The 22,598-nt window shown below is 40.5% G+C and carries 16 protein-coding genes; 14 read left to right on the forward strand and 2 right to left on the reverse strand.

Annotated elements, in window-relative coordinates; all coding sequences use genetic code 11:
- Nucleotides 1–13 precede the first annotated feature (13 nt).
- From mglA to glyS, 11 genes are all read left to right on the forward strand, one after another.
- Entirely contained in the window at nucleotides 14–1,519 is a 1,506-nt protein-coding gene (mglA, locus tag L4F93_RS06115) for a galactose/methyl galactoside ABC transporter ATP-binding protein MglA (protein ID WP_442778776.1), read from the forward strand.
- Nucleotides 1,520–1,537: 18 nt separating this feature from the next.
- Nucleotides 1,538–2,548 (forward strand): galactose/methyl galactoside ABC transporter permease MglC, encoded by a 1,011-nt coding sequence (mglC, locus tag L4F93_RS06120; RefSeq protein ID WP_250351581.1) that lies wholly within the window; start codon nucleotides 1,538–1,540, stop codon nucleotides 2,546–2,548.
- 208 nt (nucleotides 2,549–2,756) lie between these two features.
- Nucleotides 2,757–3,056, forward strand: coding sequence for a type II toxin-antitoxin system TacA family antitoxin (locus tag L4F93_RS06125; protein ID WP_250351582.1), 300 nt, complete (start codon nucleotides 2,757–2,759; stop codon nucleotides 3,054–3,056).
- 134 nt (nucleotides 3,057–3,190) lie between these two features.
- A complete protein-coding gene (locus L4F93_RS06130) occupies nucleotides 3,191–3,568 on the forward strand; it encodes a GNAT family N-acetyltransferase (protein ID WP_250351583.1) in 378 nt (125 codons plus the stop codon).
- A 1,197-nt stretch (nucleotides 3,569–4,765) separates the two neighbouring features.
- On the forward strand, nucleotides 4,766–11,998 hold the full coding sequence (locus L4F93_RS06135; RefSeq protein WP_250351584.1) for a YadA-like family protein: 7,233 nt from the start codon (nucleotides 4,766–4,768) through the stop codon (nucleotides 11,996–11,998).
- A gap of 201 nt (nucleotides 11,999–12,199) precedes the next feature.
- On the forward strand, nucleotides 12,200–13,108 hold the full coding sequence (gene glyQ, locus L4F93_RS06140; RefSeq protein WP_250351585.1) for a glycine--tRNA ligase subunit alpha: 909 nt from the start codon (nucleotides 12,200–12,202) through the stop codon (nucleotides 13,106–13,108).
- 25 nt (nucleotides 13,109–13,133) lie between these two features.
- Complete coding sequence (locus tag L4F93_RS06145) at nucleotides 13,134–13,751, forward strand: glutathione S-transferase family protein (RefSeq protein ID WP_250351586.1); 618 nt, start codon at nucleotides 13,134–13,136, stop codon at nucleotides 13,749–13,751.
- Between the two features lie 22 nt (nucleotides 13,752–13,773).
- Complete coding sequence (locus tag L4F93_RS06150) at nucleotides 13,774–14,043, forward strand: hypothetical protein (RefSeq protein WP_250351587.1); 270 nt, start codon at nucleotides 13,774–13,776, stop codon at nucleotides 14,041–14,043.
- Between the two features lie 36 nt (nucleotides 14,044–14,079).
- Nucleotides 14,080–15,117 (forward strand): PDDEXK nuclease domain-containing protein, encoded by a 1,038-nt coding sequence (locus tag L4F93_RS06155; protein WP_250351588.1) that lies wholly within the window; start codon nucleotides 14,080–14,082, stop codon nucleotides 15,115–15,117.
- A 13-nt stretch (nucleotides 15,118–15,130) separates the two neighbouring features.
- Nucleotides 15,131–15,274 (forward strand): hypothetical protein, encoded by a 144-nt coding sequence (locus L4F93_RS06160; RefSeq protein ID WP_250351589.1) that lies wholly within the window; start codon nucleotides 15,131–15,133, stop codon nucleotides 15,272–15,274.
- Nucleotides 15,275–15,299: 25 nt separating this feature from the next.
- Complete coding sequence (glyS, locus tag L4F93_RS06165) at nucleotides 15,300–17,363, forward strand: glycine--tRNA ligase subunit beta (protein WP_250351590.1); 2,064 nt, start codon at nucleotides 15,300–15,302, stop codon at nucleotides 17,361–17,363.
- 119 nt (nucleotides 17,364–17,482) lie between these two features.
- On the opposite strand, the gene L4F93_RS06170 is transcribed toward glyS, so the two are convergent.
- A complete protein-coding gene (locus L4F93_RS06170; RefSeq protein WP_250349485.1) occupies nucleotides 17,483–17,911 on the reverse strand; it encodes an RrF2 family transcriptional regulator in 429 nt (142 codons plus the stop codon).
- A gap of 139 nt (nucleotides 17,912–18,050) precedes the next feature.
- Between L4F93_RS06170 and hmpA the strand changes: the two genes are divergently transcribed.
- Nucleotides 18,051–19,250, forward strand: coding sequence for an NO-inducible flavohemoprotein (gene hmpA / locus L4F93_RS06175; protein ID WP_250349486.1), 1,200 nt, complete (start codon nucleotides 18,051–18,053; stop codon nucleotides 19,248–19,250).
- A 401-nt stretch (nucleotides 19,251–19,651) separates the two neighbouring features.
- Here hmpA and cysS read toward each other — a convergent pair whose 3' ends face one another.
- Entirely contained in the window at nucleotides 19,652–21,031 is a 1,380-nt protein-coding gene (gene cysS / locus L4F93_RS06180) for a cysteine--tRNA ligase (RefSeq protein WP_250349487.1), read from the reverse strand.
- A gap of 112 nt (nucleotides 21,032–21,143) precedes the next feature.
- Here cysS and L4F93_RS06185 point away from each other — a divergent pair, with 112 nt between their 5' ends.
- Both L4F93_RS06185 and L4F93_RS06190 read left to right on the forward strand, forming a co-directional pair.
- Entirely contained in the window at nucleotides 21,144–21,653 is a 510-nt protein-coding gene (locus tag L4F93_RS06185; protein WP_250351644.1) for a peptidylprolyl isomerase, read from the forward strand.
- A gap of 63 nt (nucleotides 21,654–21,716) precedes the next feature.
- Nucleotides 21,717–22,505 (forward strand): TatD family hydrolase, encoded by a 789-nt coding sequence (locus L4F93_RS06190; protein ID WP_250349488.1) that lies wholly within the window; start codon nucleotides 21,717–21,719, stop codon nucleotides 22,503–22,505.
- Nucleotides 22,506–22,598 lie beyond the last annotated feature (93 nt).

The raw sequence follows: 22,598 nt of genomic DNA on the forward strand, positions 1-22,598 counted from the left end.
AGAACATACACCAATGCCACAACACCAAGAGATTTTACTGACAATGACCAATGTAAGTAAAACCTTCCCCGGTGTTAAAGCCCTCGATCGGGCAAATCTCACCGTCCGTTCACATTCTGTTCACGCCTTAATGGGAGAAAATGGGGCGGGCAAATCCACCTTACTTAAATGCCTATTTGGCATTTATGCCAAAGATGAAGGGGAAATTCTCTTTTTAAATCAACCTGTTAATTTTAAAACATCAAAAGAAGCGCTAGAAAATGGCATCTCAATGGTTCATCAAGAACTCAATTTAGTTCGACAACGCAATGTAATGGATAATCTTTGGTTAGGACGCTATCCGCTAAAAGGCATTTTTGTCGATCACGCTAAAATGTATCACGATACCAAAGCGATTTTTGATGAATTGGATATTGATGTAGATCCGAAAGAAAAAGTGGCAAATCTCTCTGTTTCACAAATGCAAATGATTGAAATTGCAAAGGCTTTTTCTTACAACGCAAAAATTGTGATTATGGATGAACCCACTTCCTCCTTGTCAGAAAAAGAAGTGGAACATTTATTTAAAATCATCGAAAAACTCAAAGCACGAGGCTGTGGGATTATTTACATTTCGCACAAAATGGACGAAATTTTTAAAATTTGCGATGAAATCACTATTCTGCGCGATGGCAAATGGATCAACACCGTGCCAGTCAAAGGCAGTACAATGGACGAAATTGTGGCAATGATGGTAGGGCGTGAGCTAACTCAACGCTTTCCTGCAAAAACCAACACACCACAAGAAGTCATTTTAGACGTGGAACATCTCACTGCTCTCAATCAACCGTCTATTCAAGATGTGAGTTTTCAGCTTCGTAAAGGGGAAATTCTAGGGATTGCAGGGCTGGTAGGGGCAAAACGCACCGATATTGTGGAAACCATTTTCGGGGTACGCGAACGTAAAGCGGGTGAAATTAAATTATACGGAAAAACAATGAAAAATCGCACCGCACTTGAAGCGATTAACAATGGTTTTGCTTTAGTTACAGAAGAACGCCGCTCTACGGGCATTTATGCCAACCTAAATATTGAATTTAACTCGTTGATTTCAAATATGAAATCCTATTTAGGTCGATTAGGTTTATTAAGTGGCAACAAAATGAAAAGCGACACCCAATGGGTGATTGATGCAATGAATGTGAAAACCCCTTCACACAAAACCACCATTGGTTCGCTGTCTGGCGGAAATCAACAAAAAGTGGTGATTGGGCGTTGGTTGCTCACCCAGCCAGAAATTTTAATGCTTGATGAACCCACTCGAGGCATTGATATTGGTGCAAAATTTGAAATTTACCAATTGATTATGGAACTTGCCAAAAAAGAGAAAGGCATCATTATGATTTCTTCCGAAATGCCCGAACTGTTAGGCGTAACCGACCGAATTTTAGTGATGAGTAACGGAAAAGTGGCGGGCATTGTAGAAACCGCCAAAACCTCACAAGAAGAAATTCTGCAACTTGCAGCGAAATATCTCTAATTTAGAAGGAAATGAATTATGTCAGCTTTAAAATCGAATAAATCGCTTGATTTCCTCAAACAAAATGCCATTTATTTTGTCCTCTTAGTCTTGCTTGGCATTATTATTATGCAAGATCCAAGCTTCTTAAGCTTACGAAATTTCAGTAATATTCTGACCCAATCTTCGGTTCGTTTAATTATTGCACTCGGTGTTGCAGGCTTATTGGTTACACAGGGAACCGACTTATCCGCTGGGCGTCAAGTGGGCTTGGCTGCGGTAATCTCTGCCACACTTCTGCAAGCAATGGATAATATGAACCGTGTTTTCCCTGATTTAGGTGAAATCCCGATTCCTGTGGTGATTTTAGTTGTCTGCTTTGTTGGCGCAATCATTGGCTTGGTCAATGGCGTAGTCATTGCTTACCTGAATGTTACCCCATTTATTGCCACAATGGGAACGATGATCATTGTTTATGGCATCAACTCGCTTTATTACGATGCCGTTGGCTCATCACCCATCGCGGGCTTTAATGAACAATTTTCAACCTTTGCTCAAGGTTTTTTCAGAATAGGAAGTTTCAAATTATCCTATATCACCATCTATGCAGCAATTTGTGCCGCTTTTGTTTGGGTGCTATGGAATAAAACGCGTTTTGGTAAAAATATTTTTGCCATTGGGGGAAATCCAGAAGCCGCTCGTGTGTCAGGGGTGAATGTAACCCGTAACCTTGTCGCCATTTATATGATTGCAGGAATATTTTACGCATTTGGTGGTATGCTGGAGGCAGGACGTATCGGCAGTGCAACCAATAACCTTGGTTTTATGTATGAACTTGATGCCATTGCTGCTTGTGTCGTAGGAGGGGTTTCTTTCGCAGGTGGGGTGGGTACCGTAATGGGCGTTATTACCGGCGTGCTTATCTTTACTGTCATCAATTATGGTTTAACCTACATCGGCGTAAACCCTTACTGGCAATATATTATCAAAGGGAGCATCATCATCTTCGCCGTCGCCATTGACTCGCTTAAATATGCGAAGAAAAAATAGCGACAGTGCAGAAAAAACTTGTGAAAAAATCACCGCACTTAATTCTTCTCTTCCCCTCTTTATAAAAGAGGGGAAGCTATTTTTAGGAATAACGAACCGTATCACTGTGCCGATTTACTGCACTGATTGAGTTGGCAATATCTTCGTCGATTTGTACGTCTATCAGCCGTATAATTCTTGTTGGAGATTTAATTTATGGAGAGGAAAAATGATGAAAGCAATGGCAAAAGCAAGATTGGAAGCTAAAGTAAATTTAGATATATATCAAATAATTAAGCAAGCAGCAGCAATTTCAGGGCGAACATTAACTGACTTTGTTGTGAGTGTTGCTTACGAAGAAGCTAAAAAAACGATTTCAGAGCATCAAGTTTTACATTTAACATTAAATGATCAAGCATTACTTATTGAAAGTTTAAGTAAACCATTTGAGCCTAATCAATCAATGAAAAACGCACTTGATTTGTATCAAGAATATTTATCTACCTCCAAGGAGGTTAAAGTGAAATGATAAATAAGAACTTAAAAGATTTACGAGTGCTTCCCTTAGAGGAATTATAGATTAAGAGAAATACTTTTTCTTGTTGTAATAAAGAATTAGAAAAATATTTTTACCAGTATGCTTCTCAAGATGTAAAAAAGGGATTGGCAAAATGTTTTGTACTTATAGATGAAAAACAATCCAATATTATTGGATACTACACCTTATCTGCATTGTCTGTATCTGTTTCAGATATTCCGCAAGAAAGAGTTAAAGGTATTCCATACCCTAATATTCCGGGGGTGTTAATTGGGCGATTAGCCATTGCTGATTATTTTCAAAAGCAAGGATACGGAAAATTTTTGGTTGTAGATGCGATGTACAAGATAAAAAACACGAATGTAGGTGCTGCAATTTTAGTTGTTGAGGCAAAAGATGATAATGCTTTTTTATTTTATAAAAAATTAGGTTTTATCGAATTTAAAGATCTCGAGATAAAGCATAGAAAATTATTTTATCCGCTTACAAAAATCATTAAATAGATGAAAATCCCCTCCTAAGAGGGGATTTTCATTTGTATTATACGATCTAAATAGACGTTGATTGTGTTATCCCATAGGTAAGGGCGTAGCGATGTGTTCGCCCGAAATAGATGGATTTCATTTCACACCCAACGGGCAGACACATTGGTGTAACAATTCTGATTATTAAAACAAAAGAGAACCATACGATTTGATTTTATGAAGGATAAGGCGTTGTTTCACAGGTAGGGGCGGATCGATGTATCCGCCCGAAATAGATGGATTTCATTCCACACCCAACGGGCAGACACATAGGTCTGCCCCTACATTGCTGCAACAATTCTGGTTATTGAAACAAAAGAGAATCATACGATTTGATTTTATGAACAATAAGGTGCTATCCCACAGGTAGGGGCGGATCGATGTATCCGCCCGAAATAGATGGATTTCATTCCACACCCAACGGGCAGACACATCGATCTGCCCCTATATTGCTGCAACAATTCTGGTTATTAAAACAAAAGAGAACCATACGATTTGATTTTATGAACAATAAGGTGCTATCCCACAGGTAGGGGCGGATCGATGTATCCGCCCGAAATAAGATGGATTTCATTCCACACCCAACGGGCAGACACATAGGTCTGCCCCTACATTGCTGCAACAATTCTGGTTATTGAAACAAAAGAGAATCATACGATTTGATTTTATGAACAATAAGGTGCTATCCCACAGGTAGGGGCGGACCGATGTGTTCGCCCGAAATAGACGAATTTCATTTCACACCCAACGGGCAGACACATCGGTCTGCCCCTACATTAAATATGTGAAGCAATGTTGCATTAGCATTGTGGTTATCGGACAAATCTTTAATGAATGCTACATTATTACAGTCAAGCAGCTTGAACATTTTGCTTAGGTAATAATTTATCTTGTTATAAATTTTCTATTTCTCCCAATCCTTTTTTGAAGAAAAATAACTTTTTTGTAGATTTAATTGTTGATTGTTATAAATAGCTGCTTAAAAAGTGCAATAAGTTATAAGAACTTCTTTTCAATCATTAACCTGGGGTTACTTTACATTAAATTTACAATTAATTACGCTAAATTGGTTAGTAATGTAGCGGTTTTATGCTATATTTGCATCCTGAAATTTTTATCTTTGTTCGTTTTTTAAACGATAGTTGTTTCTTCACCAACCAAAATTAGGTATAACTTATGAATAAAATATTCCGTATTATTTGGAACCACGCTCAGCAAAATTGGGTTGTAACCTCAGAATTAGCTTCTCGACAAGGTAAATCAAACAGCCTTGTGGATTCTTCCATTCAGCCAACAAAATCAAGCAAAAATTTCTTTTTAAATCTTATTTCATTAAGTGTATTAATGAGCTTACCGCTTGCCGCAAATGCCTATGTGGCAATTGGGGGAACAGCAGAATATAGCGGAATTGCACAAGAAAATGCGGGAACGACAAGCGTTAGTGGAGTGTCTAAAAAACAGCAAGCATTTGCTAGTGATGATATGGGGGATAAAGCATTAGATTATCTCAACCCAGGTAGTAGGAGTTATAATGATCCTAATCAAGTAAGTGCTAATAGACTTTATTCTGGTACTTTAGCAGGGGCAACAGGGATTGCGATTGGGGCAATGGCAGATGCACGAGCAACAGGGCAAAGTACTTATTTACCCGGCGAGTCCTCGGGGATTGCTATTGGTGATTATTCAAAGGCAATCGGTGCATTGAGTTTTGCGTTAGGGGGCTATTCTATTGCTAGCGATACAGGGGCTACGGCGATTGGTACAGCCTCTCGTGCGTCAGGTTTTAACTCTTTAGCAATGATGCGTCAATCTGCGGCAACCAATGATTATGCAATGGCAATTGGTAACGTGTCTTGGGCTGCGGGAAAAGGAAGCCTTGCAATGGGGCAATCTTCTCAAGCAGCAGGCGATCGCGCTATTGCAATTGGTAGTGCCAATGTGGGTGATACAGAGTCAACAGGACCTCGCGTAACCAATTATGATGCGAATACCAATACACAAGCCTTAGCTGATCGTTCTATTGCCTTTGGGGCTAAAGCGCGTACTGCACAAACTGCTACTGACGCGGTGGCTTTAGGTTCAGAAGCCAATGCCCTTTCACGTGCTGATATGGCAATGGGGCTTGGTGCGGTGGCAAATGGCACAACTACTACTAATAATACTGCAGCAATGACTAATGCAAATGTTTATGCAGAAAGAGCCTCAGCAGCAGTGGCAGTGGGGGCAGGGGCTAATGCTACGGGGCGTAATGCGGTTGCAATCGGTGCAGGGGCAGAAGCAAGCACAGCAGGTTTGCCTGCAAGCCTAGCTTCGCAAAACCGTGCAGATAATGTTGCTGTTGGGGCGGCAGCACAAGCTGCTTATAACGCCGTAGCAAGTGGTTTTAAATCGAAAGCAACGGGGACAGGCTCTGTTGCCATTGGTTCAGGGGCAGAAGCGAAAGCACAGAATATGATTGCCATTGGTATCAACGCAGGTAAAGGTGGGGCGACGGATGAGAGCAAAAAGAACACCCACGGAATTGCCATTGGTAACGGTGCAGGTCAAAATGTAATTTCAGGCACAGAAAACGTGGCGATTGGTCGATGGGCAGGGATGAATGTTGAGGGCAACACAAACTATGCCATTGGTGTCAGCGCGGGGAATAATGTTAAAGGTGCTGATAACTTTGCTGCCATTATCAACGCAGGGCAAAATGTTGAAGGAAGCCAAAATATCGCATTAGGCTATTATTCAGGGCAATATATCAAAGGTAGCTCCAATATCGCCATTGGTAAAAATGCGGGTAAATATACCGAAGCGGAAAAATTAACGTCGAATAATAACATCGCCATTGGTACAGACACCAAAGCCAACCCAGGGGCAAACGGCAATGCAGCAACCGCTATTGGTGCTAACGCAAATGCCTTGGCAAATGCCGCGACTGCATTAGGGGTTTCTGCACAAGCATTAGGTGTGGCATCTGTGGCAATTGGTGAAGCTGCTTTAGCTTCTGCGGGAGCGCCTATTACTGAGGGTTCACCTATTACCACAGGGGCAACCACTGCCGTAGGGCGTCAATCTCAAGCAACCGCTGGTTCGGCTTCCGCCTTTGGTTCCAATGCCAATGCGAGCGGTGAAGGAGCAACCGCATTAGGGAATGCATCTTCTGCTTCGGGTAAATATGCAGTAGCAAGTGGCGTACAGTCAAATGCCTCAGGTATTCAATCAACCGCAATTGGGCGTGCAGCACAAGCAACCGCAAATGACACAATCGCCATTGGTTCAAGCGCTAAAGGTTCAGCTGAAAATGCCATTGCCTTGGGGATTAACGCACAAGCTTTAGCCTCAAATGCCATTTCTATTGGTAACGGCAACGTAGTTACGGGGAAAAACTCTGGCGCGATTGGGGATCCAACAACCATTACAGGCGCAGGCACCTATTCTCTCGGTAATGACAACGGCACGATCGCATCAAGTGATTCTGGCGTGTTTGGTAATAACAATAACCTTGATGCGGCTGGAGATAATAACCGTGTCATTGGCAATTATAATACGCTACAAAATAAAGCAAGTGGCGATATGGTAATGGGGGCGCGTAATACGATTTCCGGTGCAACTGATAGCGAAATTATTGGTAATTCAAATACCGTTCAAGGCAAACAAGTGGGGGTGTTTGGTGATAGCAATATTCTCACTAATAATGCAGGAAAAAGTCGTATTCTGGGTAATAATAACTCTATAAATGGACAAGAGGCTTTTGTTCTCGGTAATAATGTTAAAGTGCAAAAAGATAAAGCTGGAACAAGTGCAAGAGCGATCGGTATTGGTAGTAATGCTACGGTAAATGACAATGATTCTATTGCAATTGGTACTAGCTCTCATACTGATGGTAATTTTGTTACTGCAATTGGTAATAAAGCAAGTGCAAGTGGCGATCAGGCACTTGCAGTTGGTTCAAATACACTTGCCACCAAATCATCTACTGCTTTAGGACAAGAGGCACAAGCAACAGGAAATGTTGCATTAGCTGTAGGTGCAGGAGCAAAAGCCACAGGCGATAACTCAATGGCAGTGGGACAATATAGCCAGGCAGTAGGAGCTTCTAGTACAGCGGTTGGTCAGGGAGCGTTGACTAGTGCAAATAATGCTGCGGCACTAGGTTATCAAGCTAAAGCTGAAAGAACGGGGGCGCTTGCACTGGGTTATAACGCACAAGCAACTTTAGCAGGAGCCGTTGCATTAGGTGAAGGAAGTAATACGGTAGCGGCAGCAGTTAAAACCTCAAGTGCGAAAGTGAATGGTATTACTTACTCAGGCTTTGCTGGCGATAAAATTGGAAGCGCTCGTGTTGTTTCTGTGGGAACAACGGAAGAAGGTAAGCAACGTCAAATCAAAAATGTGGCAGCTGGGCAAGTTACTGCTAGTTCAACCGATGCGATTAATGGTTCGCAACTCTATATGGTGGCGAATACGGTTGGCAATATTGCAAACAGTGTGCAAACAGTTTTAGGAGGAAATGCCGCGATTGATCCTAATACGGGCAATATTACGATGAACAATATTGGCGGAACGGGTAAAAACACTATTGATGAAGCAATTAAAGCCACAAAAACGCATTATTATAGTGTAGGTGCTAATAATCCTAATGATGAAAATTATAATAATGATGGTGCAACAGGAGTTGATGCTATTGCAGCAGGAGTAAGAGCTCGAGCTACCGGTAAGGGGGATATTGCTGTAGGGGAGAGTGCTTTTGCTGAGTCTGGTAGCGATATTGATGATCAAGCTGCTGTCGCTGTTGGCTATCAGGCAAAAGCAACAAAGATTGGTGCAGTTGCAATTGGCCCTGTAGCACAGGCTAAAGCTAATAATATGGTTTCTATGGGATACTCAGCGGGAAGCGATAGTACTGCTCCAAATAGTGTTTGGATTGGTGTGAATGCAGGAAATTCTGCTTCGGGAATATCAAATATAGGAATTGGAGACTCCGCTGGCTCAGGGATTGGCGATAATTCTAACTATAATGTTGCAATGGGAGTTTCTGCTGGTGGGGGAATCAACGGTTCAAATAACCTTGCTTTAGGCACTTCAACTGGTAGTACACTAACTGGTAATGATAATGTTGCCTTAGGTAATACAGCAGGGGCTAATTTAAATGGTAGTAATAATATTGCGATTGGTCGTCAAGCAGGTACAGCCGTTGTTGTAAATGATGATCCTAATGAGCTAATATTTAAATCGGGTGCTTCTGATACGCGTGAAGTAAGCGACTCAATTAGTTTAGGAAATAATGCTCAGGCCTTAAAAGATAAAGCGGTTGCCATTGGCTTGGATAGCCAAGCGAAAAATGAGAATGATATTGCATTAGGTGCGGGGGCAATCAGCGAAACTGCGGTTGGAACAACAGAGGCAGTTATAAATGGTATTACCTATGATGGCTTTGCAGGAACTTCACCAATTGCAACATTAAGTGTTGGATCAGCTAGTAAGGAACGTACTATCACGAATGTTGCAGCAGGACGCATTAGCAAAGATTCAACTGATGCGATTAACGGCTCGCAACTTTATGCAGTGGCAGGTAACATTACTGATGCAACTAAAGGTGGTGGTTTTATTCTAACAGATGACAATAATGAAAAAGTGGCACAAGACTTAGGTCATTCTATCCAGTTGAAAGGTGAGAAAGGAATTACAGTTACTGCAAATGAACCGGGTAAACAGCTTAAAATTGCTCTTGGCAATGAGATTACCATTGGGGATCCTGAAAACCTATCAAATCCTAATGCTCCGAAAAAGGCAGGCACAATAAATGTGGTTGGAAAAGATGGTAAGAATGGCGTATCCATTAAAGGCGATACAGGCAATGACGGTAAACCGGGTATCAGTATTGCTGGTAAAGATGGTGCAGATGGCATAACCTTAACGACAAAAACAGATGGTAAACCAGATGTTTTTGGAGGGCCAACTAAACCTCGCTTAGAAGTGAATAACGAGGAAGTAGCGACCTTAAATGATGGCTTGAAGTTCCAAGGTAATAATGACACAACTGCAGCAATTCAGAAAAAACTGAATGAGACCTTAACCATCAAAGGGGAAAATGCGGGAGATGATGTTTCTGCTACTAATATGTATGTAGAAAACAGCGGTTCTGAGTTAATCATCAAGATGGCAAAAGCGCTAACTGACTTGACGAGTGCAACATTTACAACCCCAGATGGTAATACAACTGTTGTCAATAATAATGGGGTGACGATTACACCAAAAGATGGTCAGAAAAAACCTGTATCTTTAACGGATGCTGGCTTAGATAACGGTGGCAACCAAATCACAAATGTAGCAAGCGGTGGTGATGTAGATACCAACGCAGCGAATATTGGTGATTTGAAAAATGCAACCAGCAACCTTGTGAACAAAGGTTTTAATATCGCAGCAGATAATGGAAATGAAGACAATGTGAAATTAGGAGAAACAGTGAAATTCACCGACCCTAATGGAAATATTGTGACTACTGTGGCAGATAATGAAATCAAACTTGCGTTAAATAAAGATTTAACGGTAGGTGATGACAAGGAGCCAGGAACCATTACAGTGAAAGGTGAAAGCGGTAAAGACGGCGTAAGCCTCAACGGTAAAGACGGTTCAATTGGCTTGAATGGTAAAGATGGTGCAAACGGCACAATTACCGTGAAACAAGGTAAGCCGGGCGTTTATGGTAAAGATGGCGAACAGAAACCGCGTTTAGACATCAATGGTGAAGACGTTGCGACCTTAAACGATGGCTTGAAGTTTGCTGGGGACAAAGGCGATACCTTGATTAAGAAACTGAATGAAACAGTGACAATCAAAGGTAAAGCTCAGGCAGATGCTGATGTAACAGACAAAAACCTTCGTGTAGATAGCGAAAATGGTGAGCTTGTTATCAAAATGGCAAAAGCCCTGACAGATTTAACCAGTGTTGCAACAGGCGATACCTTGATGGATAACAATGGTGTAACTATCAATAATGGTAAAGCAGGTAAGCCAGTTAGCTTAACGAAAGATGGTTTAGATAACGGCGGTAACAAAATTACTAATGTTGCTGCTGGTACAGCACCAACAGATGCTGTAAATGTAAGCCAACTAGAGAAAGCACAAAAAGCCGCAACAACAAAAGTGGTTGAAGGTAAAAACATCAAAGTCACTGAAACAAAAAATACTGACGGTAGCAAAACCTATACAGTTGCGACTGCAAATGATCTTGATGTGAATAGCGTAAAAGCTGGTGATACAGTATTGAATAAACAGGGTGTGAAAGCTGGCGATACCGTACTGAATAAAGACGGTGTTAAAGTTGGCGATAAGGTTGCTCTCACCAAAGATGGCTTGAAAGTGGGAGATGTGAATATCTCAACTGATGGCATCAATGCAGGTAACAAGAAAGTAACTGGTGTTGCCAATGGTGATATTAGTGCAACAAGTCAAGATGCAGTAAACGGTAGTCAACTCTACACTGTTCAACAAGCAGCGAAAGCGGCGAAAACAGAAGTTGAAGCTGGTGATAATATTGAAGTAACTTCAAAAACTGGTGGTAATGGTCAAACTGTTTATACTGTTGCAACTAAGAAAGAGGTAAACTTTGATAAGGTCAATGTTGGCGGTGTGAGCATTAACAAAGATACTGGAATTAACGCAGGTAACAACAAAGTAACAGGCGTATCAGCCGGTAATATTAATGCGAATAGCACTGATGCAGTAAATGGTAGTCAATTACACGAAACTAACCAAAATGTAGCGGAAAATGCTGCAAATATTGCAAACAACACTGCAACGATCAACAAGGGCTTGAATTTTACGGCTGATGATGGTCAAACACTTAACCGTAAATTAGGTGATACAGTCGCTGTTAATGGTGATGAAAACATTAAAACTTCTGTAACATCTTCAGGTGTGAAAGTTGCATTAAATAAAAACCTTAAAGTTGATAGTATCACTGCGGGTAACACCGTTGTGAATAACGAGGGGGTAACCATTGGCAGTGGCAATAATGCGGTAAGCTTAACGCAAAATGGCTTGAATAATGGTGGTAATCGAATTACTAATGTGGCACCAGGTACCGCGCCAACAGATGCAGTAAATGTAGCACAGCTTAGCAATGTTGCGAACCATCTTGATAATAAAGTCAATAAAGTTGCTGGCGATATGAAACGTATGGATAAAAAACTCCGTGCAGGTATCGCAGGTGCAGCGGCATTAGGTATGTTGCCTCAACCAACGAGACCGGGTAAATCAATGGTTTCTGTGGGTGGTACAACTTACCGCAACGAGTCAGCAGTGGCGTTAGGTGTTTCTCGTGTATCTGACAATGAGAAATGGGTGATTAAAGTTGGTGCATCGGCAAATACGCGCAATAACTACATTGTGGGTGGTTCTGTCGGCTATCAATGGTAATCATTTGAAAATTGTACCGCACTTTAGTTTTGTTTAATTTATAAAGTGCGGTGAGATTTTTGTTGTTTTTAAGCCCTACATATTGTAGGGCTTATTTTTTGTCTGAATTTCCTTGAGAGAAGATTATTCTAAACTAGGATAATTTCCCATAATCCAGTACAATAGCCCCATTTCGTTTACTTAATTTGAATAAAGCTAGCTATGAATACAAAATTTGATGTAAAAACCTTTCAAGGTATGATCCTTGCCCTACAAGCTTATTGGGCAGAGCAAGGTTGTACTATTGTGCAACCTTTTGATATGGAAGTGGGCGCGGGGACTTCTCACCCAATGACTGCGTTACGTGCTATCGGGCCTGAGCCAATGGCATTTGCTTATGTGCAACCTTCACGCCGTCCGACAGATGGGCGTTATGGCGAAAACCCAAACCGTTTACAGCATTATTACCAATTCCAAGTGGTGATTAAACCTTCCCCTGATAACATTCAGGAGCTTTATCTTGGCTCATTAAAAATGCTTGGTTTTGATCCAACACAACACGATATTCGTTTTGTGGAAGATAACTGGGAAAACCCAACCCTTGGTGCATGGGGCTTAGGCTGGGAAGTATGGCTAAATGGTATGGAAGTCACCCAATTTACCTATTTCCAACAAGTCGGTGGTTTAGAATGTCGCCCAGTTACGGGGGAAGTTACCTACGGTTTAGAGCGTTTAGCGATGTATATTCAAGGCGTGGATAGTGTCTATGACTTGGTGTGGTCAGACGGCCCTTTAGGCAAAACAACTTATGGCGATGTGTTTCATCAAAACGAAGTAGAGCAATCCACTTACAACTTTGAATACGCTGATATTGATTTCTTATTCAACGCCTTTGAGCAATATGAAAAAGAAGCACAAGAGTTATTAGCACTGGAAAAACCGTTGCCATTGCCTGCTTACGAACGCATTTTAAAAGCGGCACACAGCTTTAACTTGTTGGACGCACGCAAAGCCATTTCCGTTACTGAACGCCAACGCTATATTTTACGAATCCGTGCTTTAACTAAAGGCGTGGCAGAGGCATATTATGCCAGCCGTGAGGCGTTAGGTTTTCCTGGTTGTAAAAAATAATTTTAGAGAATTAAGGAGAGGGAAAATGAAACTTTGGTATTCCACGACGAGTTCATTTGCTCGTAAAGCGGTTGCTACATTGAAATATCATCAGCTTGAAGAACAAGTTGAATTATTGAGAATTACTAATTCATTTGATTCTAACTCTCCACATAATCAAGATAACCCGCTAGGGAGAATTCCTGCATTACAAATGGAAAATGGTGAATGGCTATTTGGTAGTTTATTAATTAGCCAATATTTAGATAGCATAGGTTCACAACCAACATTATTTCCGATAAATGCTAAACGTTGGCAAGTCTTGCAGTTACATGCTTTAGTTGAAGGGATTTTAGAGAATACCACGCCAACCATTGTTGCCGAACGCCGTTTCCGTCCACAAAATGAATGGTGGACAAGCAGACATCAGCAATTAATGGAAAGAAATATTCGTACATTTAAGCAATTAGAACAGAAATTAGCAACATTTGGTGACGAAATTAATATCGGTACATTAAGTGCGGTGTGTTTAATTGATTGGTGGCAATTTCGCATAGATGGCACAGGTTTCAATTTAGTGCAACACTTCCCTAATTTAGTAGAATGGGCGGCAAAAATGAATAAAAAATATATATTTTTACAAATAACAAAACCAACAATATAAGATTTTGTATTAGGAGTAGCATATGACAAAACCCGTGTTATTTTTCGCCGAAACTTGCCCTGATACCGCCCCTTTTGTGGCACGCTTGCAAGAATTAGGTGTGCAATATGAAGCGGTGGAAATACAATCCTCATTAGGTAACCTCAAACGTTTTCTTGCTTTGCGTGATAGCCGTGCAGAGTTTGAAGCAGTGAAAGCACGCGGATCGATTGGCATTCCTGCGTTGTTATTAGATAACGGCGATGTTGTGCTAGAAATTGAAAAATTGGCTGATGTTTTTCGAACTAAGTGATAGCTAAAAGTGCGGTAAGTTTTGCAGGAGTTTTAAATGAAAAAAGAAAACCACATAGCAATCAACGAACAGCAATTATTGGGTGAAATTAGCCAACTTATTCAAACCAGTAAACAGCGTGTTGCGGTAACAGTCAACGCAGAACTTACCTTACTTTATTGGCATATTGGACAGCGGATTAATCAATATATTCTCAATAATGAACGGGCGGAATATGGCAAGGAAGTGGTTAAGAATTTGTCTAAAAGCCTAACGGAGCTATTTGGCAAAGGTTGGGGACGGCGAAATTTAAGTTATATGGTGCAATTTGCTACGGCTTTTCCTGATATTCAAATTGTGCAATCACTGATTGCAAAATTAAGTTGGACGCATTTCACAAAGTTATTTGTAATTGATGATCCGCTCAAACGCGATTTTTATGCAACGATGGCGGCACAAGAGCGTTGGAGTACAAGAACGCTAGAAGAGCGTATTGGTTCTTTGCTATTTGAACGCACGGCAATATCGAAAAAGCCTGACGAAACCATTAGCCAAGAATTAACCTTATTGAGAGAAAAAGGCGAATATAATCAGTCGCTTGTGCTGAAAGATCCGTATGTCTTGGATTTTTTAGATCTCAATGATCGTTATTTAGAAAAAGATCTCGAAGATGCGATTTTAAGAGAAGTTGAACAATTTCTTTTAGAATTAGGTGCTGGTTTTACTTTTATCGCACGGCAGAAAAGAATTCAAATTGATAATGATGATTTCTATATTGATTTATTGTTCTATAATCGTAAATTAAAACGCTTAATTGCCATTGAATTAAAAACCGAAGCGTTTAAACATTCACATAAAAGCCAAATGGAACTTTATTTGGCGTGGCTTGCAAAATATGAACAAGAAGAAGGGGAAAATCCTCCTTTGGGTATTATTTTATGTACTTCTAAAAAGCAGGAACAAGTTGAATTATTAGATTTAAAGCAATCGGATATTCATATCGCTGAATATATGACGGTGTTACCGAGCAAAGAAATATTAGCACAGCGATTGCATTTAGCGGTAGAAAAAGCGAAATTGCGGTTTAATGACTGATTAAGGAACGATAATGACGCAATTAACCACAAAAAATACGGGTTTATTACAGCAAATCAGTCAAATTATTGAACAGGCACGTCATCAGGTTCGCCAAACGGTAAAGTTAGAAAAACAGCTTGAAAAAGCAAGACAAGAGAGCCTAAAACTTAATTAAATTAAAATGTAATTAGAGAAACAAAATGACAAAAAATTTCCTCGCCGAAATCGGCACAGAAGAGCTACCACCGAAGGCTCTGAAAAAATTAGCGGTGGCATTTAAAGAGAATGTGGAGCAAGAGCTTCATCAAGCAGGTTTAGCCTTTGATGAAGTTCAGTGGTTTGCCGCCCCACGCCGTTTAGCGGTGAAAGTGTTGGGATTAGTGGAAGCACAGCCAAGTAAAGAAGTGGAAAAACGTGGGCCGGCAATCTCGGCTGCTTTTGATGCAGAAGGCAAGCCAACCAAAGCCGCAGAAGGCTGGGCGCGTGGTTGTGGTATTAGTGTGGAACAGGCGGATCGTTTGGTAACTGATAAAGGCGAATGGTTAGTCCATCGTGCGGTGATTGAAGGTCAGCCAACTAAAAATCTTCTGCTTGGTATTATCAGCAATGCCCTTGCGAAATTGCCTATTCCAAAAACGATGCGTTGGGGAGATAAAAGCGAGCAATTTGTTCGTCCTGTGCATACTGTAACCCTGTTATTGGGAGATGAGCTGATTGCGGGCGAAATTCTTGGCGTTGCCAGTGGTAAAACCATTCGTGGACACCGTTTTTTAGGTGAGCAAGAATTTACCATTGAAAATGCCGATCAGTATCCGCAAATTTTAGAACAAAAAGGCAGTGTCATCGCCGATTTTGAACGCCGTAAAGCGATTATTTTGGAAAATTCACAACAAAAAGCCACCGCACTTGGTGGTGTAGCGGATATTGAAGAAAGTTTACTTGACGAAGTTACCGCATTAGTAGAATTTCCAAATGTGCTGACCGCGAAATTTGAAGAACGTTTTCTTGCTGTGCCAGCAGAAGCCTTGGTTTACACAATGAAAGGGGATCAAAAATACTTCCCAATTTACGATAAAAACGGCAAATTATTACCGCACTTTATTTTTGTTTCTAACATTAATCCAAACGATCCAAGCAAGATTATTGAAGGAAATGAAAAAGTGGTACGCCCACGTTTAACTGACGCAGAATTCTTCTTCAAAACCGATTTAAAACAGCGTTTAGAAGATAATCTACCTCGTTTGAAAACCGTCTTGTTCCAACAGCAGCTCGGGACGTTATTTGATAAAACACAACGTATTGAAAAATTGAGCGGTGAAATTGCGGCACAAATTGGTGCTGATGTAAGCAAAGCAGAGCGTGCAGGCTTACTATCAAAATGTGATTTAATGACCAATATGGTGTTTGAATTTACTGATACACAAGGTGTAATGGGAATGCATTACGCACGTCATGATGGTGAAGATGAAGAGGTGGCCGTTGCGTTAAATGAGCAATATATGCCACGTTTTGCCGGTGATGAATTACCGCATTCCTTAGTGGCCTGTTCTGTGGCATTAGCGGATAAATTAGACACCTTAACGGGGATTTTTGGCATTGGTCAGCATCCAAAGGGCGATAAAGATCCATTTGCTTTACGCCGTGCGGCATTGGGTGTGTTACGTATCATTGTAGAGAAAAAATTACCTCTTGATTTAACCGATTTAGTGCAAAAATCCACCGCACTTTTCGGCGATAAATTAACCAATGGCAATGTTGTAGAGGATGTTGTGGACTTTATGCTAGGTCGCTTCCGTGCTTGGTATCAAGAAGAAGGCATCGCTGTTGATGTCATTCAAGCAGTACTTGCCCGTCGCCCTACCCGTCCTGCTGATTTTGATGCGCGAGTAAGAGCAGTGGCACATTTCCGTACCCTTGAGGCAGCAGAAGCCTTAGCCGCCGCGAATAAGCGTGTAAGCAATATTTTGGCTAAAGCAGAGGGTGAAATTGGTGAAATCCAGTTAGATCGTTGTGTTGAGCCAGAAGAAAAAGCATTAGCGCAAAGCGTACTCGCGTTACAAAGTGAAGTGCAACCACTTATTGCGGAGGGAGACTACGTAGCGGTGTTAGATAAATTGGCAAATTTACGCCAGCCAGTGGATAACTTCTTTGAGAAAGTGATGGTAAATGCCGAAGATCCGCAACTTCGCCAAAATCGTTTAGCCATTCTGAAAACCTTGCAAGGGTTATTCTTACAAGTAGCAGATATTTCTTTATTGCAATAACTTGTCTTTTTAATGTCGCCCCGCTTTCTAAAGTGCGGGGCTTTTTTTCTAAATTTTTCTAAAAAAATCACCGCACTTTAAATTATCCATAAGCAGGTCATATCCCTATCTTATTGATATTATAAATAAGAAATAAAAGGAATGTTTTCTGATGAGTGGGCGCGAATGACTTTCCGTAATGGATACTGATTCAGACTTTGGTAAAACTGTTCTAACGCATTATCAAGCAAATGTTTCAGTTGGCATTGGGGCTGTAATCCACATTTTGGTGAGAGGCAATTTACAAGGGGATCATTGCCTTGAAAAGTGCGTAGCATTTCACCGAGAGGAAGATCAAGCGTATTTTCTGCTAAGCGAATTCCGCCCCCTTTACCACGACTAGTGATGAGCCATTGCTGTTTCGCCATAAAATGCACAATTTTCACTAAATGATTTTGTGAGAGTTGAAGCGCATTAGCAAGGCTTGCGATTGTGTGGCTTTGCGCTTGCTGACGAGCAAGGTAAATTAACACACGGAAACCATAATCAGTAAATTTATTAATTTGCATTTCAACTCCTTAGGTGGATTATTGTAGTCTATTTCACCACTTCTCGCTAGATTATCGCGTATTCATAAATAATCGCTTGCCAGCCTAACATTAAAAATGTATTTTAAATACATTTTTAATAAACGAAAAAGGAATGTTTATGTCATTAACAGCAAATCAAATTGAATTAGTGAAAGCGACTGTGCCAGTGCTACGTGAAAATGGTGTTGCACTGACTTCTTATTTTTACAACAGAATGCTGACCAATCACCCAGAATTAAAACAAGTATTTAATCTTGGTCATCAACGCAGTGGCGCACAAGCCCGTTCTTTAGCTAATGCGGTATTAGCTTATGCAGAAAATATTGAAAATCCCGCTGTGTTATTGCCTGCCGTTGAATTAATGGCACATAAACACGTGAGTTTGGATATTCAAGCACCTGACTATGCTATTGTAGGTAACAACTTACTTCATTCTATTAGTGAAGTGTTGCAAATTTCAATGGACGATCCATTAATTGAAGCTTGGACTGTAGCTTATAACCAATTAGCAGATATTCTGATTAGCACAGAAAAAGCCATTTATGATGAACACCAACAAACAAAAGGAAGTTGGCTAGGTTGGCGTAAATTTAAAATTGCGAAAAAAGTGGCAGAAAGCAGTGAAATTACGTCTTTTTATTTACAGCCTGTCGATGGGGGCGCATTGCCAACTTATAAAGCGGGGCAATATATTTCAGTGCGTGTTTTTGTCGAAGAATTAGGGTTAAAACAACCTCGTCAATATACGCTTTCAGATAATCCAAAAACAGATTATTTACGTATTTCTGTAAAACGTGAAGATCCAAAAGGTGAACTTGCAGGCGGTTGGGTTTCAAACACCTTGCATCAGTTAAAAGAAGGCGATGAGATTGAAGCCACTGCTCCAACAGGTAATTTCTTCTTGGTTGATAGCCATAAGCCGAATGTATTTATTAGTGGTGGTGTTGGCTTAACCCCTATGATTGCAATGCTTAACCAGCTTGTAGAACAAAATGTACCTGAAAAAGTAAGCTTTATCCACGCCTGTCGTAATGCTGATGTGCATGCTATGAAAAATCATATTGATAGTGTAAAAGCACAGTATCCGAATGTCAGTACGTTTACCGTTTATGAAGTGGAAGACGAACAAGCTGATGCAACAGGTCGTCTAAATTTAAGCCAAATTCCAACCGCACTTTTACCTAAAGAGGCGGATTACTATTTATGCGGTCCAATGGCATTTATGCAAGCACAGTACAATGCTTTAGTTGAGTTAGGCGTGCCAGTAGCGCAAATTCATTTTGAGGCATTTAATACGGGCGGTGTCAAGTTAGACTAATATTTTGGCGTTAATACATATATAGGGCTGGATAGGAATATCCAGCCTTATTTTTTTATAGCTGATTTATCTGGTTATAAAAAATGGTATGTTATTTATCTATTGTATGGGACGAAAGAGCCTAAGCTGTGGGAAAATGCTATTAATAACTAAAATTCAACATATAGGAAGGTAAGCTATGATAAGCAAATTGAATGATGATAAAAATCGACCATACAATAAATCGAACTATAAATAGTATATAGTTTTTAAACAAAAACGATTTGTAGCCTTTTAGGCAAAGGTGAGTGAATAAGGATAAGCTGAGAAAAATTATTCACTTGCCTCTGTTGAGGACATAACAATTTAGAGATAAAGTCTAAAAATCCGCACGTTTTACGTGCGGATGTGATTATCAAGGTTTATTGCTTACGCCACGTTGTGCCATTTGCACCGTCTTCTAATACAATGCCCATTGCATTGAGTTGATCGCGGGCTTCATCAGCGGCAGCCCAGTTTTTAGTTGCTCGGGCTTCGTTGCGTTGTTTAATTAAGGCTTCGATTTTGGCGACTTCGTCATCGTCAGCGCCAGCTTGTAAGAAACGTTCAGGGGATTGCTGTAATAAGCCTAAAATATCGCCTAACTCACGCAAACGGGCGGCAAGTTGAGAGGCTTTGATTTTATCTTCCCCTTTCAATTTATTGATTTCACGCGCCATTTCAAAGAGTACAGAGAGGGCATTTGGTGTGTTGAAATCATCATCCATCGCTTCTTTAAATTGTGCGACAAATGGTTCGCCACCTTGCGGGGTAACATTCGGATCGGTATCACGTAATGCCGTGTATAAACGCTCTAATGCGCCTTGTGCAAGGTTAAGATTTTCTTCACTGTAATTGAGCTGGCTACGATAATGGGCAGTGAGTAAGAAATAACGTACCACTTCGCCGTGATAATGATTTAATACATCGCGAATGGTAAAGAAGTTGCCGAGGGATTTCGACATCTTTTCTTTATCCACCATAATCATTCCTGAGTGAATCCAGTAATTGACGTATTCGCCATCGTGCGCACAGCAAGATTGCGCAATTTCATTTTCGTGGTGTGGGAACATTAAATCTGAGCCACCACCGTGAATATCAAAATGATCCCCAAGTTGTTTACTATTCATTGCTGAGCATTCAATATGCCAACCCGGGCGACCTTTTCCCCACGGAGAATCCCAACTTGGTTCATTGGGTTTAGACATTTTCCATAACACAAAATCCATTGGGTTTTTCTTGATTTCAGAAATTTCAATCCTTGCCCCGGCTTGTAATTGAGTGAGATCTTGGCGAGAAAGTTTGCCATACTGTGGGAAACTTTCTATATCGAACATCACATCGCCATTTTCTGCTACATAAGCGTGGCCACGTTGAATTAATTTTTCAACAATATCAATAATTTCAGGAATATGATGGGTGGCTCTTGGTTCAATATTTGGGCGTAAAATGTTGAGCGCATCAAAGTCACGATACATTTCAGCGACCATTCGATCCACTAATTGCTCACAGGTTTCTTTATTTTCTAATGCGCGTTTAATGATCTTGTCATCCACATCGGTAATGTTGCGTACATAAGTGAGATCGTAACCCAAATAGCGTAAATAACGCGCAATCACATCAAAACAAACAAAAGTGCGTCCGTGTCCGATATGGCATAAATCATAAACGGTAACACCGCACACATACATTCCTACTTTATTGGCTTCAATGGGAGTAAAAATTTCTTTCTCTCGGCTTAATGTATTGAAAATTTTTAGCATTTGTTTGTTTCTCTTGAAATGATGAATTAGACAAAATAAATGAGCTGGAATTATACCGCACTTTTATGAAATAATAACCGCCTTTATCAGTTAGAGGAATATAACGATGACAATGGTTACTTTACACACCAATTTGGGTGATATCAAACTTACTTTAAATAGCGAAAAAGCGCCACTTACCAGCGAAAATTTTTTAACCTATTGTAAAAATGGGTTTTATGATAACACAATTTTCCACCGTGTTATTAACGGCTTTATGATCCAAGGTGGTGGAATGGAAGCGGGAATGAAGGAAAAAAATACCAATGCGCCCATCAAAAACGAAGCCAATAACGGTTTAAGCAATAAACGTGGGACTATCGCAATGGCTCGCACCTCTGATCCGCATTCTGCAACAGCACAGTTTTTTATTAATGTAGCAGATAATACGTTCTTGGATTACCGTTCTAAACAAATGTTTGGTAAAGAAGTGGTACAAGATTGGGGCTATGCCGTATTTGGTGAAGTTGTGGACGGTATGGATGTCGTAGATAAAATCAAAGGTGTAAAAACCGGCAATAAAGGCTTCCACCAAGATGTTCCTGTGGACGATATTGTCATTCAGTCTGTTACAGTTGAATAAGATTGACGAAATAAAAGGAGGCTTGCCTCCTTTTTAACTTATAGACTTACTTTAGGAATTCTCGTGCCATTTTTTGATACTCACACTCATCTTGATTATTTATTGGCTAGCACTCAACAGCCTTTGGCGGAACTGATTGAAGAAAGCCAACAAGCTGGCGTTGAGAAAATGTTAGTGGTGGCAGTGCAAGCAGAAGATTTTAATAATATTGAAAAACTCACCGCACTTTATCCTAAACAGCTTTATTATGGCTTGGGTTTACATCCATTATATATTGCTCGGCATCGCTTAGCAGATTTAGACCTATTGGCGCAGCGGCTTGCTCAGCGTTCTAACAATCTGACTGCGGTAGCTGAAATTGGCTTAGAAAAAGGCGTACCTGAGCTATTAACGCCTGCATTATGGCAAAAACAATGCGAATTTTTAGAAGCTCAACTTCATTTAGCGAAAGACAATCAATTACCAGTGAATTTACATTCACGCAAATCTCACGAGGATCTTTATCGTTTTTTAAAAAACGCCCAACTTAGCATTACGGGCGTGGTACACGGTTTCTCAGGCAGTTATGAACAAGCCAAACGCTTTGTCGATTTAGGCTATAAAATTGGCGTAGGCGGTGTGATTACCTATGCGCGTGCGAACAAAACTCGTGAAACCATTAAACGTCTGCCTTTAGATAGCTTATTGCTTGAAACCGACAGCCCGGATATGCCCGTATTTGGTTTTCAAGGTCAGCCCAATCGCCCAATTCGTATCCGAGAAACCTTCAATGCATTATGTGAATTAAGATCAGAACGTCCCGAAGTCATTGCCGAGCGAATTTGGCAAACTAGTTGTGAGATGTTTGGATAATTTTCTAGCGTTAATTTGCTTGGTAATTAATAACTGATTTTGTTCGTTGAGAAACTACTTTATTTTGTGTACCGAAAAGAAAATAAGCAAGGA

The sequence above is a fragment of the Avibacterium sp. 20-132 genome, assembly GCF_023611925.1.
Taxonomy (GTDB): domain Bacteria; phylum Pseudomonadota; class Gammaproteobacteria; order Enterobacterales; family Pasteurellaceae; genus Avibacterium.